The 15,364-nt window shown below is 62.8% G+C and carries 10 protein-coding genes and 3 pseudogenes; 5 read left to right on the top strand and 8 right to left on the bottom strand.

What is annotated here, in order from left to right; translation table 11 throughout:
- Positions 1 to 87 precede the first annotated feature (87 nt).
- The 4 genes and pseudogenes from ACVWWN_RS24435 to ACVWWN_RS24420 form a co-directional block, all read right to left on the bottom strand.
- Complete coding sequence (locus ACVWWN_RS24435) at positions 88 to 1,179, bottom strand: P1 family peptidase (RefSeq protein WP_457146153.1); 1,092 nt, start codon at positions 1,177 to 1,179, stop codon at positions 88 to 90.
- Positions 1,176 to 2,579 carry an APC family permease gene (locus tag ACVWWN_RS24430; RefSeq protein ID WP_457146152.1) on the bottom strand — a complete coding sequence of 468 codons (1,404 nt, stop codon included), beginning with the start codon at positions 2,577 to 2,579 and terminating at the stop codon, positions 1,176 to 1,178. Before ACVWWN_RS24430 ends, ACVWWN_RS24435 begins: the two co-directional genes overlap by 4 nt.
- Positions 2,580 to 2,942: 363 nt before the next feature.
- Positions 2,943 to 4,693: pseudogene (gene ctaD / locus ACVWWN_RS24425) on the bottom strand (aa3-type cytochrome oxidase subunit I).
- A 225-nt stretch (positions 4,694 to 4,918) separates the two neighbouring features.
- Positions 4,919 to 5,703, bottom strand: a pseudogene (locus ACVWWN_RS24420) (IS1380 family transposase); the annotation flags it as partial.
- 429 nt (positions 5,704 to 6,132) lie between these two features.
- Here ACVWWN_RS24420 and ACVWWN_RS24415 point away from each other — a divergent pair.
- Complete coding sequence (locus ACVWWN_RS24415; RefSeq protein WP_457146151.1) at positions 6,133 to 6,945, top strand: hydrolase; 813 nt, start codon at positions 6,133 to 6,135, stop codon at positions 6,943 to 6,945.
- A 487-nt stretch (positions 6,946 to 7,432) separates the two neighbouring features.
- On the opposite strand, the pseudogene ACVWWN_RS24410 reads toward ACVWWN_RS24415, so the two are convergent.
- A pseudogene (locus tag ACVWWN_RS24410) lies at positions 7,433 to 7,555 on the bottom strand (DUF1906 domain-containing protein); the annotation flags it as partial.
- Between the two features lie 168 nt (positions 7,556 to 7,723).
- Here ACVWWN_RS24410 and ACVWWN_RS24405 point away from each other — a divergent pair.
- From ACVWWN_RS24405 to ACVWWN_RS24390, 4 genes are all read left to right on the top strand, one after another.
- The gene (locus tag ACVWWN_RS24405) at positions 7,724 to 8,056 is read left to right on the top strand and encodes an ANTAR domain-containing protein (protein WP_457146150.1); all 333 of its coding nucleotides are present in this window, start codon (positions 7,724 to 7,726) and stop codon (positions 8,054 to 8,056) included.
- A 607-nt stretch (positions 8,057 to 8,663) separates the two neighbouring features.
- Positions 8,664 to 9,092: an acyl-CoA thioesterase gene (locus ACVWWN_RS24400; RefSeq protein WP_457146149.1), complete on the top strand. Its 429-nt coding sequence runs from the start codon at positions 8,664 to 8,666 to the stop codon at positions 9,090 to 9,092.
- A 706-nt stretch (positions 9,093 to 9,798) separates the two neighbouring features.
- Positions 9,799 to 10,644, top strand: a complete 846-nt coding sequence (fabG, locus tag ACVWWN_RS24395; protein WP_457146148.1) for a 3-oxoacyl-ACP reductase FabG — start codon at positions 9,799 to 9,801, stop codon at positions 10,642 to 10,644.
- Positions 10,645 to 10,714: 70 nt separating this feature from the next.
- A complete protein-coding gene (locus tag ACVWWN_RS24390; protein WP_457146147.1) occupies positions 10,715 to 12,676 on the top strand; it encodes a 3-oxoacyl-ACP synthase III family protein in 1,962 nt (653 codons plus the stop codon).
- A 39-nt stretch (positions 12,677 to 12,715) separates the two neighbouring features.
- On the opposite strand, the gene ACVWWN_RS24385 is transcribed toward ACVWWN_RS24390, so the two are convergent.
- From ACVWWN_RS24385 to ACVWWN_RS24375, 3 genes are read right to left on the bottom strand one after another with little or no spacing between them, the layout of a single operon-like run.
- Positions 12,716 to 13,483 carry an alpha/beta fold hydrolase gene (locus ACVWWN_RS24385; protein ID WP_457146146.1) on the bottom strand — a complete coding sequence of 256 codons (768 nt, stop codon included), beginning with the start codon at positions 13,481 to 13,483 and terminating at the stop codon, positions 12,716 to 12,718.
- Positions 13,480 to 14,445, bottom strand: a complete 966-nt coding sequence (locus ACVWWN_RS24380; RefSeq protein WP_457149257.1) for a PHA/PHB synthase family protein — start codon at positions 14,443 to 14,445, stop codon at positions 13,480 to 13,482. Before ACVWWN_RS24380 ends, ACVWWN_RS24385 begins: the two co-directional genes overlap by 4 nt.
- Positions 14,384 to 15,205, bottom strand: coding sequence for a hypothetical protein (locus ACVWWN_RS24375; RefSeq protein ID WP_457146145.1), 822 nt, complete (start codon positions 15,203 to 15,205; stop codon positions 14,384 to 14,386). The genes ACVWWN_RS24380 and ACVWWN_RS24375 overlap by 62 nt, the downstream gene beginning before the upstream one ends.
- Between the last annotated feature and the right edge of the window lie 159 nt (positions 15,206 to 15,364).

Below are 15,364 nucleotides of genomic sequence, written 5' to 3'. Positions count from 1 at the left end.
CGTCACCAACGTCCGTGGTCAGTACACCTAGTTCACCCGAATCACGCGTGCAGAAGGTCTCCAGCGCAGCCGCGAAGCGGTCGACGACTAGCCTCGCAGGAGGTCGAGGGCGTCGTGAATGGGAAAGCCTGACAGGACGTGGCCTTCGCGTCCCTCGACGGTGTCCGCCTGACATAGCGCGTTGAGCGCTGCTTCCTCTGATGCCTCCGCAACGGCGTCGAAGATCAGGTCGAACGGTGACCCCTGTCTCCAGAACTGGCCTTCCACAAGTACTTCGATCGCCAGGATGCCGTCGGGCGCCGCACGCGGAATGCGCTGGGCGGTCGAGAAGGCGAGGAAGATCTCGCCGGAGCCGTCGTTGCCGACACTGCCTGTGCGCCCGAGACCGATGTCGACACGTCGCGCGAGTCGTCGAAGTTGACTCGGATGCAGAGGAAGGTCTGTCGCCACCACCGCGATGCAGGATCCCTCCTTGTGGTGGAGAGGCATATTGGCGGTGAGGTGCCGGCCGAGAGGCCGCCCGGCGATCTGCAACTGTTGGCGGGTGCCGTAGTTGGTGTTCAACAGCACTCCGACTGTATAACTCCGCGAGCCGATCTCGACGATGCGCGACGCGGTGCCGATGCCGCCCTTGAAGTCGAACATTTGTGTGCCAGTGCCCGCACCGACGACGCCCTCGGATACCGGCCCAGTGCCGGCCGATTCGAGGGCGACGTGCACGTCGGTTTCGGTGAGCGTGGTGGCACGGTTGTCGTTGAGGTAGCCGTCGTCGCATTCGGCGACCACGGGCATCAACACGTCGTCGGTTCCGACCAACGGGTCGAGTTCCGACATGTAATGCACACAGGCCTGGTAGGCAACTCCGACATTTGCCGTGTCGCATAACACGATGGGTGCACCCAGCAGACCCCACTCGTGCATAACGATGTCGGCGGTAAGGATGCCGTATCCGTTGAACACGCTCGTCGCGGCGTACACGCGTTCTCGGAAGGGGTTGCCGTCGTGCGGCCAGACGGCGGTGGCTCCGGTACGTGCAGTGACTTCGCCGTCCCGCCATACCGTCGTGTGCCCTACCCGGACGCCGGGGACGTCGGTGACGGCGTTAAGCGGGCCGGTGGGGAGGTGGCCGACGGGAAATCCCAGCTCCCGCGCCCGCCCGCGTCCGGCCGGCGGTGTCACAGCGCCTCCTCGGGAACGGTGTGCGGCACCCATCGATCGTGCCGCGCTCGGTGCAGGTAGGCGAAATAGTAGAGGGCGGCGACGGCGAACAGGATGACGACGATCCAGATGTCCTGAGTCTTCTGCTGAGTGAGCGCGATGACGACGCCGGCCAGGGCCAGCAGAGGAGGCAAGGGCCATAACGGCATCCGTGACGGCCGTGCGATGTTCTTGTCGCGGATACGGCTGATCAGCGCGGTAACGGCGATGAGCCCGTAGAGCACGATGATCAGCACTGCGGTGAAAGTAACGGTGGTGACCAGATCTGAGGCGAAGCACAGCGCGGTCGCCACGGTGCCGAGGATGAGGGTGGCCACCCACGGTGATTGGAATTTGGGATGGACGCGTCCGAGAGCGGCGTTGACCGAATGGGGCCAGGCCCGATCGCGCGCGCTCGACCAGAGGATCCGGGCGAACTGCAGCGTGATCGCGAGGATCGCATTCAGCACAGCGAACAAAGCGCCGATGATAACGATATTCGTCAGCGTCGGGCCCCACACCTCGCTGATCAGATCGGTGAGGGGCGTTGCGCTGGAGAGGTACTGGGTCAAATCCTGAGCACCCATCAAGCCGGCGAAGAACGGCACGAGCTCCAGAACGATTCCCGTCAGTGCCGCGATGACGACTGCCTTTCCGACGGTGCCCGGTCCGCCACGAGTCTCTTCCGAAAAGTTGATAGCGCTGTCGTAGCCGTTGACGGAGAACATTGTGATCGCCAGTGCGGCAACCACGGCGCCCACACCGACCGACGAGAGCGCGGAGCCGTCGAAGATGACCGGATGGCTGAGGATGCTCCATGGCTGGTTCCAGTGCGTGAAGCCGGCGACGGCGACCACCACGATGACGACGACCTCGATGGCGAGGAATATGGCGACCAGGATCGCGCCGACATGGATCCGCAACACCGCAAGCAGCGTCACCACGGCCATCGCGATCGCCGACGACAGGTTCACTGGAATAGAGTCGCTGAGCGCATGCAGGTACGTGCCGACCCCGAGCGCGATACTGGCCGGCAGGAACACCCCCTGCGCGATGTAGTCGACGAGGGCCACAAAGCCGATCGGGCGGCCCAACACTCGGTGCACGATCGAATACAGCCCGCCCGCGACCGGATACATCGATCCGAGCTCACCCATGCACAGGGCCACGTTGACCGCCAAAAAACAGCCCACAAGGTATGCCCACATCGCGCCGGTACCCGCCGCCGCCAGCACAACCGGAGCGATGATGAGCAGTGACGCCATCGGAGTGATATCGCTGACCGCGAGCGCGATGACACCCCGCACACTCAGTCCGCGATGCAGCGTCGTACTCATCGCTGGTTGTCCAGCCTTGACGGTGTCGGGAATATCGTCGGCCATGAGGGCATAGTTGCACGATCCCGCTCGGCCGCGATGCGATTAATTCCGTTGTCCTACACATTCCAAAAACCGGTCTCGTACCGATCGGCAGTGGCGGCATTGGGGGTCCGTTGGATGGCCACTCGTCGCCGAAGCAACATTCCCCGACCTATACCGTCGTCGGCTCAACGGCTCCTTTTTCCGACCGACCCCGCCAAACTGCTCTCCGTCGACGCCTACCGCGCGACCCAGGGCGTCATGAGGAGCGGGGGGACGCTCATCGCTGCCCACCGGCTCGGCCTCGGTCCTGCACGCCCACGATGTCGGGGCTGCCGCAGCGGCCGGGGCGGGACCGGCTCTCGGACGTTGGCTGACCACTAAGCCTTAGCTGCCTCGGTCGGGCTCCGTGCGCGGGCCGAAGCCACCCGGCGATTCGCCTACAGTGGCGTGTCGGCCGATGTGGGCTTCGGCGCGCATGCGGTCCACCATGTGCGGGTAGTGCAACTCGAATGCCGGCCGCTCCGAACGGATCCGCGGTAACTCGGTGAAGTTGTGCCGCGGCGGCGGGCAACTGGTCGCCCACTCCAGCGAGTTGCCGTAGCCCCACGGGTCGTCCACGGTGACCGGCTCGCCGTAGCGCCAGCTTTTAAACACATTCCAGGTGAACGGCAGAACGGATATTCCCAGGATGAAGGCTCCGATGGTGGAGACGACGTTCAGCGTGGTGAAGCCGTCAGTGGGCAGGTAGTCAGCATAGCGGCGCGGCATCCCCTCATCGCGAGCCAGTGCTGGATCAAGAACGTGGTGTGAAAACCGATGAGTGTCAGCCAGAAATGCAGCTTGCCCAACCGCTCGTCGAGCAGCCGGCCGGTCATCTTCGGGAACCAGAAATACACCCCGGCGTAGGTGGCGAACACGATCGTGCCGAACAGCACGTAGTGGAAGTGGGCGACCACGAAGTAGGAGTCGGTGACGTGGAAATCCAACGGCGGGCTGGCCAATATCACTCCGGTGAGCCCACCAAGTAGGAAGGTCACCAAGAAGCCGATGGAGAACAACATCGGCGTCTCAAACGTCAGCTGGCCCTTCCACATCGTGCCGATCCAGTTGAAAAACTTGATCCCGGTCGGCACCGCGATCAAATACGTCATGAAGGCAAAAAAGGGCAGCAGCACCGCGCCGGTGGCGAACATGTGGTGCGCCCACACCGCCATGGACAGCGCCGCGATGCTCATGGTGGCGTACACCAACGTGGTGTAGCCGAACAGGGTCTTGCGGGAGAAAACGGGAAGGACTTCGGTGATGATGCCGAAGAACGGTAGCGCGATTATATAGACCTCGGGGTGGCCGAAGAACCAGAACAGATGCTGCCACAGGATCGGTCCGCCGTTGGCCGGGTCATAGATGTGCGCGCCGAGGTGGCGGTCGGCGGCCAGCCCGAACAGCGCGGCGGTCAGCAGCGGGAAGGCCAGCAGCACCAGGATCGACGTCACCAGGATGTTCCAAGTGAAAATCGGCATCCGAAACATCGTCATGCCCGGTGCACGCATGCACACCACCGTGGTGATCATATTGACAGCGCCCAGGATGGTGCCCAAGCCGCCGACACCCAGCCCGAGAATCCACAAGTCGCCGCCGGCTCCTGGGCTGTGAATCGCATCCGACAAGGGCGCATAGGCGGTCCAGCCGAAATCCGCGGCGCCGCCGGGAGTGATAAACCCCGACAGGGCGATCATCGCACCAAACACGAACAACCAGAACGACAGTGCATTGAGGCGGGGGAAGGCCACATCGGGGGCGCCGATCTGTAATGGCAGCACGATGTTGGCAAAGCCGAACACGATCGGGGTCGCATAGAACAGCAACATGGCGGTGCCGTGCATGGTGAACAGCTGGTTGTACTGTTCGTTGGACAGGAACTGCAGCCCCGGCACCGCGACTTCGGCGCGGATGAACAGCGCCATCAGGCCGCCGATGAAAAAGAAGATGAAGCAGGCGACCATGTACATGATGCCGATCAGCTTGTGATCGGTGGTCGTCACCAGCCGATAAACCAGGTGGCCTCTCGGCCCCAACCGTGCAGGGAACGGTCGACGCGCCTGTAGGTCTTTCACCGGGGGTGCGTCGGTGAGCATGAGACCCTCCTTATGACGACGGGTCGACCACAATTCTAGATAGTGATGATCCGAGCCGGAAGCCGATAAGCGAACCATCGGCTCGGCTTCGGCTGCTAAGCCTCGATCCACTGATGGGTAGTTGGTGACGGTGCGGGGCTGCGGGCTGATCGTGATTTTTGGTTTGGGCATGACACGCCCGCTGGTCTGCCCAGCTTTTCCTGTGTTCTCCGGTCGGGCCGTGTCTGGCGGGGTGGGTGGGCTGTGTCCGATCGTGTTGTGCCACAGCTGGAGCCAGGGCTTAGCCCAGGGCCAGTGGCGGGTAGGTGCAGCATCGGTCGGCGTTGTGGGCGGGCCAGTCGGGCCGCGATCTTGATGATCCAGCGTCGCAGGGTCGATCGTCGTGCTCGGGCGTGAACCTGCTTGGCGCGTACACCGGCGGCGCGTAGCAGGTTGTGCGATCGCCGCGCACAGGATCCAGGTGGAGTTGGCGCCGAGGCGCCCCGACGGCCGGTGTGCCAGCGGCCCGGCGATCAGGTCGGGGAACACGGTCTCGATGATGGCGTGTTGGCAGTGGGTGGTGTCGGCTTGCTCGACGGGGGGCGTCGGTGTCGGTGAAGAACGGGTGATATCGCCAGATCGGGAACAGCGCGTCAGGAAAGCGGGCGTCTTCGACCCGGCGCATCACCAGGCGGGCGGTGGTCCGATCGGGTGTGGACGCGAAGGCGTTGTAGGGCATTTCGGCGACCTCGGCGTCAGAGATCCAGGCGCCGGAGACGGAATCTTGGACCGCGCCGGGGCAGCGCATCGGTGTCCATCTGGCCTCGGGATCGCGGCGATGGCGCGTCGATAGCGGCATTGCGCGTCATGGCTACCGAGAACTGTGTGCGGTGGCGCACGTGACCCACACATGCTGTCGCGGCGGACCAGGATCGTGGCGTGTGCGCTGTTCGCGGGCGGGCGGTGCCGATCGTCTGGGCGACCATGCGCCCAGCGCCCTTGCCCGAGCCGGTCTCGCCGGCGCGCAACCGCGTATCGCAGCGGTCATGGAATCTATGGCATCGCACCGCCCACATGATTGAAAACGAATTTTGCCGGGCACAGACTGACCTGAAGTACAGGGTCGCACAGTGGTTCTCGCTGGCGGGCAGGCGCTCCCCGATCCGCGGGAGGGGCGGCGCAAAGGCTGACTGTATGGGTGATCGACAACGCCTACACGTCTGAGGTCTGAAGGACGTCTGAGGTCTGAAGGGAACCGACCCCAGGCGCACCTGACTATCCAGATCGGGTAACCCCCGGCGGCGGATGGTTCTCGGCCAACAAGGCCTGAACATCAACAATGTTGCCGGTACGTTCCGAGACACTGATCCTCACGTGTAACCAGTCGGACGGTTGGTTGACCTCAAGGGCACGTGAGGTTTTAGCCTCTGAGTGTCGACAATACTTCCGAGGAGACCAGCGTGTTGATCTGTGCCACGTGCGCCGTCGAGTATGAAGAACCCACGCCAGAGGAGTGTCCGATCTGTTCGGATGAACGTCAGTATCTGCCTGCCACGGGGCAGCGTTGGACAACACTGCACGAATTGGCTGCGGTCGGTCAGCAGCTGACCTGGACCGACAATGAACCGGGGTTGGTCGGGATTGCTACCGATCCATCTGTCGGTATCGGGCAAACGATGCAATCACTGACAACCCCTGCAGGGTCGATCATTTGGGATCCTATCGGGTATGTGGATGACGAGGCCGGTGCTCGGGTGCTCGCACGCGGGCCGGTCTTGGCGATCGCGTCCAGCCATCCCCATATGTTCGGTGTTCAGGTGGAATGGTCTCGTCGACTCGGAAATCCCGCGGTGCTGGTGGCGGAAGCCGACCGAGAGTGGTTGGGCCGCAGTGATCCCGTGGTCGAATTTTGGAGTGGAACTCGGGAGATCACCGCTGGTGTGACCCTGCATCAGGTCGGCGGCCATTTCCGAGGGAGCAGTGTTCTTCATTGGGTCGACGGCGCCGCGACAAAGGGCGTTTTGCTGACTGGTGACAGTGTCTTTCCGAATCCCGACCATCGGTCAGTCGGCTTCATGCGCAGCTATCCGAACAAGATCCCGCTTTCCGGCGCTGTGGTCGAGCGAATTGTCACCCAGCTCGAACCGCTGAGATACGACCGGATCTACGGAAATTTCAACAACTCCGTCAATGCCGACGCGAAGGCGCTGCTTCGAGCGTCCGCAGATCGACATATCGCTTGGACCCGTGGAGATTTCGACCATTTGACCTGAACCGAGTGGTGGCGAGCGGTCCGCGGCCGTAGTATGGTCAGCCACCTCCGTCGGGATCTTCGCAAGTTTCCTGGCGTTGCAAATGACCTTGGAGACAACAGCTAACGCGCGGAGTGGTCCGAGCCAAAGCGCCGCTGGCGCTTCGACGTTCTGCTCGACGGCGTTAGGTGCCCGATCCGCAGGTGCGGAGTAATCCGCCATGGAGAGCGGCCGTCCCCGAAGCCGGCGGCCGCGTGGCGGCGGAGCACTTGCCTTGGGTTGGGCGTGGTCGGTAACCATTCGTCATAGACGGAGTGCGCCGCCAGCGAGCAAAATTAGCAAGCTCTTGCGGCTCGCCGAATTCTTGTCAGAGTTGCCAGGCCATTCCTGTCAATCTTCGCTGCATCTCGCAAACCACACTCACTGTGCTGATGGCTGCTTGTGGTGCGGGACGAATATCGGCGTGGTCGGTTTGGTCAGCTTGCCACAGCTTGGGTGGGTTACGGCCTCACGGATGCAGGTTCCACTGGCCACGATCCGGGGCCAGGACGTCGTTGACGTCGACTTCGAGCCCGCCGACGAGCGGGCCTGGATTCGACGCGGTGCTCACCACACACTGGTAGAGAACCGCGGGGGCGCGATGGCCGCAGGTCGGGCGGGACCGCACCGTCGGACTTCACCCGCGGGAGCACAATCGGAGCGGGCAGTTCTTGATTCCGACAGACATCTGTCTCACTTCGCTTCGACTTCGAGCTGACACACGGAGCGGCGTCGACCAGCAGGCCGCGTAGGAGTCCGATTGAACAACCCATCGGAGAGCACGATCCGCGACCAAGTATCCGCGGCTGTTGCACAAATTATATCGGCGGCGGTCGCAGAAGTGGCAGAGCACCGGGCAGCGATGGAGCAGGCGAAAGGCATGTTCATCTCGCTATACGGCGTCGATGACAAGACGGCCTTCGACATGCTGCGACGGCACTCCCAGAACACGAACGTCAGACTGCGGGCCCTAGCCGAACAGCTGATGTCTGACTACCGCGCACTCAGCAGCAAAGCAGCACTCCCGGCCCGCTCGATGTACAGCAAAACGCCGACGACCGTCCACGAGCGGATCACTCCGGACCCGGACTAATTTTTCGCTTCGAGCCCAGGTCGTTGAGAACCCAAGCGTTTGACCGCCGATTCCCTTCTGGTGGGTCTTCAACTCGCCGCCTAATCAACCGGGCTACCGACGCAGACCGTGGGCGCGATACTTTTGCGGGACGGGTCGACTTCGCGGGTGCGCGGCGGCAACGTCGGCGGCAAATCATGCATTCCGACCACCGATTGAATCCGCCCAATCCACCGCGCAGGCGACGAAGGCGACATGTACCTGTGCGCGTGCGCGACGAGCATTCCAAACGGGTGCTGGGTTGGTCGGTGGTGGCCAACCCGCATGTCCACGCGACTGCGAATCCGGCTCCGACATCGCCTACCTGCACACTGCGCCGTGTGCCACTTGCCTCGGATGCGAATTAGGTTGTCTAAGAGCGCTTTAACCCAGGCGAGTGGGTAGAACTGAACGCGCATGGGTTCCTCCCCGCAGCCAACGGCGTTCAACCTGCGCCGCATCTGTTGCTGGAGCCTCAGAGGGCTCGGCGGCCCGTTTCAAAGAGCTGACCTGGCGTGGAGCACCAAACGGGCATCCATCATTCTTCGAAGGCGCATCTTCGTCCAGAGCAGCTGACACCATGTTCAACGTGGAGAATAAGACAACGCAGACCACCGAGGCGGTGGCTGTGGAAACGGTGGTGCGCTGCACCGAAATCGACGTCAACGGCCACCTCAACAACGCCAAGTTCGTCGAGTATCTGGAATGGGGTCGCGAGGAGTGGTACGAGTCTCACGGCTTCGGTTACGACCGCCTCGAGGAGCTGAGGGTGATCACGGTGGTGGTGAACGTCAACCTTGACTACCGCCAGCCCTGCCACCAGGGCGATCGGCTGCGGATCGTCACCTCGCCGCAGCGGCGTGGCCATAGCAGCTTCGCCCTGGCACAGCAGATCGAGAGGAGCGACGGCACCGTTGTCGCCGACGGAGTAGTCACCGTTGTCACCGTTGATCCGGACACGCGCCGCGCCGTACCGCTGCCAGAGGAGTTCGCCGGGCTGTTCCGCGCCCCCGACTGAACCGGCTTGCACGGCCGCTCGGCGCCGGACGCGTCGTCGTGCGCTGTCGGCGGTCCGATGGACGCCCTAGGAGGCATATCGCCTCACGCTGGATGAGATCGACGACGCTCGACGGGAATAGGGAGTTGGCTGGAGCTCGTAAAGCGGCACTGGATGAACTATTCGACACACAGGGGCCTGACGGCAACCAGGATCGCCAGCTGCCCGTTGCGCCTCGGGGCCGCCGGAGGGGTCGCATCCCGGAAGCGAGGGCCGGCGGACCGCCATTGCGGCGATCGCCAGGGACTCGGCCATTCAACAGGGCTACGGGCTCCATTCGCCTTCGACCGGACCGCCTATCGTTGATGGAGCGAGCACGCCGGCTGGGTCGTGACGTTGCTTGTCGGCGGGCGCCTTTGGGGTCGCCCGGTAGCGGCCCCGGACGCACAAGTCGACGTCTGCGACTCCCTTGCGGCGACAGCGTTAGCTGGCAACGTTCGCGGGCGATGCGATGTCGTGATGCGTGGCGTGTTGGCAGTGTCGGGCGCCGTGTTGGACGCGCGGGGCTGCTGTCGTCGTTGAAAGCGCTGATCGAACCGAGGTGAGTTCAAGGGCAGTTCCAGTACCGGATGCTTATTCATGAGCACTCTTGTCAATCGGCAGTGGCGAAAGCCTTCTGTCGACAAGACTGGCCATTGATTGATCGAGCGACGGCAAGGGGAACATCATGACGGCCACGACGACCATTGAGGAGGCCGGCGAGTTCCGGTTGGCGGAAGCTCGCGGGACAAAGCTTCGCGGGCGCGTCGCTTTCGTGACCGGCGGTACCCGGGGAATCGGTGCGGCGATCAGTAAGAGCCTGGCCAGTCAGGGCGCAACAGTAGCTGCGGGGTTCGGGCGGAACAGTGAGCAGGCTCAGAAGTTCCTCGCCGAGTTGTCGGCAGCCGGCGACGGCGCCGAGGTCAGCGTCCATCAGGGCGATGTCGCCTGCGGGGACGACTGCCGGCGAACAATCCAGGAGGTCATCAACCAGCACGGCCGCCTGGACATCCTGATCAACAACGCCGGCATCACGATTGACAAGACGGTGGCCAAGATGACCGAAGACGAATGGAACAAGGTCATCGGAGTCAATCTGTCCGGGGCGTTCTTTCTCGCCCAGGCCGCGTTGGCACACATGCTCGAGCGCGGCAGCGGCCGAATCGTCATGGTCTCCTCTGTGATCGGTGAGACGGGGGCCATCGGTCAGGCGAACTATGCGGCTTCCAAGGCCGGGTTGTTCGGCCTGACGAAGACACTCGCGCGCGAGGCGTGTTTCCAGATGGGGCGCGCGGGCAAGTTGACTGAAGACGGTATCGGCGTCACGGTCAACGCGATCACACCCGGGTACGTGTCGACGGAAATGGTCGAGGCCATCCCCGAGAAGGTCCTCGACCGCATCAAGGGCAGCATCCCGATGCGCCGGCTGGCCCAGCCCTGGGAGGTCGCACGGGTGGTGCATTTCCTGGCTGCGGATGCCTCGAGCTACATCACTGGGCAGGTTTGGGGGGTAAACGGCGGTCTGGACATGTGACGTGCGTTCGGCTCCCTCATCGTCTCGCTTCAATTCAATCTCGCAACGAATCTTCGAAAGGTGATCGGCAATGCAGTCTTTTGAACTGAACAAGCATGGCAACATCGTCTTTCCGGCCAATTGCTTTCCCGATCTCGACTTCTCCACCTTCGAAAGCCTCGAGCAGCTCGAGGCCGTCGTCCGGCGGGACTTCGATTCCAAAGCGCCGACCGGGACCGACATCCTTGAGCGGATCAAGACCGGCGCCTACCAAACCAAGTTCGAGCTGATGCGAGACATGGCGCTCAACCTCTTCTGGGCCAACCGCTTCAAAATGACAATGTACGACGTCCAGCCAACTCGCTGGGCCGACGTGCCGCGTAGCCGCGACGACATCTTCATACCCATCCAGACGCCGTGGGAAGATCGCGAAACAAAGGCGACCGCGGTGCAGTCTGCCTATCCCGGTCTTGCGGCGCAGTGGGACGCCGAGGTCGAAGACAGCATCTTCGAAATCCTTTTCGACGTGTTCGGCCATCGTAGGAACCATGCGACCAAGCTGTCGGCCGTCGTACCCACTGTCACCGAATTGCTGTCTGACCCCAATAATCAAACTCTGCGGCTGAATCGGTATGACCCCGACTTCCGCCGGTACAGCTACGCCGAGATCATCGACTGCAACGAGGATGTGGCCGAGCTCGAAGCGCTACGCCGCTGGTCAATGGTCTTACACAATCAGTATCCATGGTCGCGTAGCGACGCCGCCCTGACCGCGGTCAAAGAATTGCGAGACGACGACTACGTGGTGGTCTTTCATCCGCGTGATCTTGATGTCCACCTGTTTCTGTCCCGCGTTGCCTCCGGGCACGCCCCGAAGAAGACTGTTTCTGTTTCGGCCGCCCCCGAGGTGTTCGAGCCCATTCGGCCTTACCCCGCCCTCAACGTGCGCAAGGACTTGGCAGTGCAACCTCGCATCGAGGCCATCGCCGCAGTGCACGGCGAAGTTGTGTGCACCAACGAGGACCTCATCCGTAACAGCGCCTACAACTGGTCGCCCATGTCAGCAGACGAGATCAGTGCCAAGACCGGCATCGAGGCGCGTCGTTACACCTGCGACACCCTCGAGAACCTTTCGTTGCGGGCCGCCCGGTCGGCGCTGGCTCACGCTCACGTGGGTCCAGACCAGATCGGGGCGGTGTTGGTATGCACCTGCACCAGCGATCGACTGATACCGTCGGTCGCGGCCTGGCTCTCCGGCCAGTTGGGCATCCAGCAGACACATTGCTCGTTTGACCTCGTCGCCGCGTGCGCCGGCCTCAGCTACGGGCTGTCCGAGGCCGCGAGAATCCTCCAACTAGTTCGGCGGCCGGTGCTCGTGGTGTGCGCGGAAAAGTTCTCCAACAAGATCGGAAACGTCCGGCCATCCCGAATGATCTTCGGCGACGGTGCGGCCGCCATTGTCGTCGGTCCTGCGCCTGAGGGTTCGCCCCCCGATATCGAGTACATGCAGACCTATGCCAGCGGTCCGACCAGCCAGGTCAACTCGATCCTGTGGCCCAACCCAGCATTCGCCAACAACATCACGGTTTTCGGCCCCGAGGTCAAGGCGCTGGCCGGGCGCTACCTGACGCAGATGCTCGACGACATCAGGGCCCTGCCCGACCCGGATGGGGTCGCAGAGTCGCTGCTGGCCAGCATCGAACTGATCATCCCGCACCAGGCCAACAAGACCATGGTGATCGACTTGGCGAAGGCCGCCGGTCTTTCCCCGGAACAGCTGTATTTCAACATCGAGCGGGTTGGGAACGCCTCCTCGGCCAGCATTCCGCTAGCAATCCACGACGCGGTCCGCGACCAAGTGATCACCAGGCCGACCCGGGTTTTCGCCCCCGGTTTCGGTGCCGGCGCAGTTGCCGGCTACGCGGTGATGCGGGTCGATCCCGCGGTCATCGCGCCCGACGACCAGGCGGCACCAACCGGCGAGTCGGCAGCGGGTCCCGAGCCAGAGCTCAGCATGCCCGGCGGGGCGAATATGGCCGTTGCGTTCGGATAACAGCCCGCTTTCGGCTGGCGTTCGCCCCTTAGGGTGTTGTCAAGCGGACCGCCGGTATTTCGTGTTCGGAGTCGAAATTTCTGAAGCGAGAAACTGATCCACCAGATGGGCCACGATGGCCGCCGAACGGGGCTTTTGCAGATCGTGTCCGTCCTCGATAGTGATGAGGCGGGCATCGGGGATGCGCGCCGCCAACAGCCTGCTGTTCGCCGGCGGGACTGCCCTGTCGTAGCCGCCACAGACCACGAGGGTGGGCGCATCGATACAGCCGAGAACGGGGATGCTGGACCAGGTCGAGATGGCCAGAATCTGCCAGAGCAAGCCCAACGGATCTGGTCGCGGCCACCGTGTCCCGCGATTCGGCGTCAGCAGTATTTGGGTGACATCGCTGGGGCGCCCTGGAATCGAGCCGACCCCACAAGCGGTCGCAAGCAGCACAAGTCGGTTCACGCGGGTGGGGTGGCCGACCGCGAACTGCTGGGCGACTGCGCCGCCGTGGGAGTACCCGACGACATCCGCTTTCTCGATGCCGACTGCATCGAGGACCCGTGCAGCGACATCCGACAACATCGGCATCGAGTATGGAACGACCGGGGTGTCGCTCGCCCCGACGCCGGGAGCATCGAACGCAATGACAGTTCTGTCTCGAAGCGCGCCGGCGAAAGACGCCCAGCTGTCCATTGGTCGGGACATGCCGTTGAGCAACAACACCGGAGCACCCGATCCGGTGGTGCGGGCCGCAATGCGCAGACCGCCAAACGAAACGACGGATGTGTCTGAGTCGACGATCTCCGACGAGTGGGTCATGCGGTGGCCCGGACATAAGTGCCTGGGGCTTTCTCGATAGGCGGATAGGCGTCGTTGCCCGGGTGATCCGGCGCGGGAATCATTTCCCCGCCCCGTTCGGCGATCCATGCGGTCCAGTCCTGCCACCAGGTGGCGTCCACTAATTCCGCGTTCGCTTTCCATTCATGCGGGTTGGCGGGAAGACTGTCGTTCACCCAGTGCTTGGCCTTGGGATTGGGAGGATTGACGATGCCGGCGATATGGCCGGACGAACTCAGCACAAACCTGCTTTTGCCACCGAGGAGCTGGGTGGTCTTGTAGCCCGATGTCCACGGCACTATGTGGTCGTCCACAGCGGCCAACACGTAGGTGTCGATGTCGACAAGGCTCGGGTCGAGATGATTGCCGTCGATTTCGAATTCGCCTCGGGCAAATTCGTTGCGCAGATAGCATGAGCGCAGATACTCCGAATGCATCCGGGCCGGCATCCGGGTTGAGTCCTCATTCCAGGCCAGCAGGTCGAACGATGGTGGTTTGTTTCCCTGCAGCCAATTGTTCGCCACGTATTGGAAGACCAGGTCGTTTGACCGCAACGCACTAAAGGTCCGGGCCATATCCGCGGCGTCAAGGAAACCTTTCTTCTGCATCTGCTTCTCAAGTCCCGCGACCGTTGCCTCATCGGTGAACGTGCCGAGCAGGCCCGGCTCGGTGAAATCGGTATGCGTATTGAGGAACGTCGCGGAGTTGATGGAGTCGTCGCTTCGTGCCGCGTTGTGGGCCAGCCCAAGTGCGGTCAGTGTTCCACCCAGGCACACCGAGACCGTGTTCACCCTGGGTGCACCGGTGATGTCACGAACGACTCGCACGGCGTCCAGCGGTCCTTGGAACAGGTAGTCGCGGAATCCGAGCTCGCTCATCGATTTATCCGGATTGCGGTAACTGATCGCAAAACACGTATGTCCGTGTTGAACGGCCCACTCGATAAGACTTTTTCCCCGGTGCCAGGTCCATGATGTAGAACTTGTTGATCCAGGGCGGGCAAAACAGCAACGGCACCGCGTAGGTATCCGGAGTCTGCGGCGAGTACTGGATTAACTCGATGAGGTCGCTGCGGTAGACCACGCTTCCCGGCGTGGCAGCCATGTTGACGCCGACTTCGAATCCGGAGCTGTCGACTTGCGACGGCCATCCACCGTTGTGGCGAACATCATGCACCCAGTTCTGGAGGCCCCTGACGATGCTCTTGCCGCCCGTGTCGAACGCCTTGCGGATAGCCGCGGGGTTGCCGGCAAAGGTGTTCGTCGGTGCAAGCGCATCAACAAGAAACTTGGCGGCAAAGCGCGCCTTCGCTCCCCGCGATCCACTCACTCCGGCGGTGTCGAGGAGTTCGTCGACAAGCCGGCTGAACAACAAATACTGCTGAGCCAGCAAAAAGTACGCCGGATTCTCCTGATACGCCGGATCGGCGAACCGTTTGTCGCCACGGGCGACCGCGATGGGACCAGGATTGTCACGGCCGATCACGCGTTCGCCGGCAGCTCGAAACGCCCCCGCATAACCCCAGAACAGACGCGTGTTGGCGGCGATGACCCCGGCCGGATTCCTCAGCGTCATCCCCGCGGCAGCCAGCAACTCACGCAATAGGGCGGCCGGATCGGCCGACAACGTTACATTCTCAGCGATCCCAATCAAATCCTGGACTGAACGCGAAGTCGAGCGTGCGGGCGCATCTGACGATGTCATGGGCATCCTTGGGTTCGAACGGGTTCGGGTAGCAGAAGGAATACCCTGCTGGCTAATCAGTATGCGGTGGGGGAGGGTTCACCCACATCGAAACACCGAACCCCGTCGGGCTGGGCGTCCACGCCGCCGCACGCCCCGGCAGTGACCGGACCCATTTCA

The sequence above is a fragment of the Mycobacterium sp. URHB0021 genome (assembly GCF_054057895.1).
This window is presented reverse-complemented; position numbering and strand designations above follow the sequence as displayed.

Excerpts from the sequence above, each read along its gene's own strand:
- ACVWWN_RS24430 (WP_457146152.1), bottom strand. The coding sequence starts at position 2,579 with ATGGCCGACGATATTCCCGACACCGTCAAGGCTGGACAACCAGCGATG.
- fabG (WP_457146148.1), top strand. The coding sequence starts at position 9,799 with ATGACGGCCACGACGACCATTGAGGAGGCCGGCGAGTTCCGGTTGGCG.
- ACVWWN_RS24390 (WP_457146147.1), top strand. The coding sequence starts at position 10,715 with ATGCAGTCTTTTGAACTGAACAAGCATGGCAACATCGTCTTTCCGGCC.
- ACVWWN_RS24385 (WP_457146146.1), bottom strand. The coding sequence starts at position 13,483 with ATGACCCACTCGTCGGAGATCGTCGACTCAGACACATCCGTCGTTTCG.
- ACVWWN_RS24375 (WP_457146145.1), bottom strand. The coding sequence starts at position 15,205 with ATGACATCGTCAGATGCGCCCGCACGCTCGACTTCGCGTTCAGTCCAG.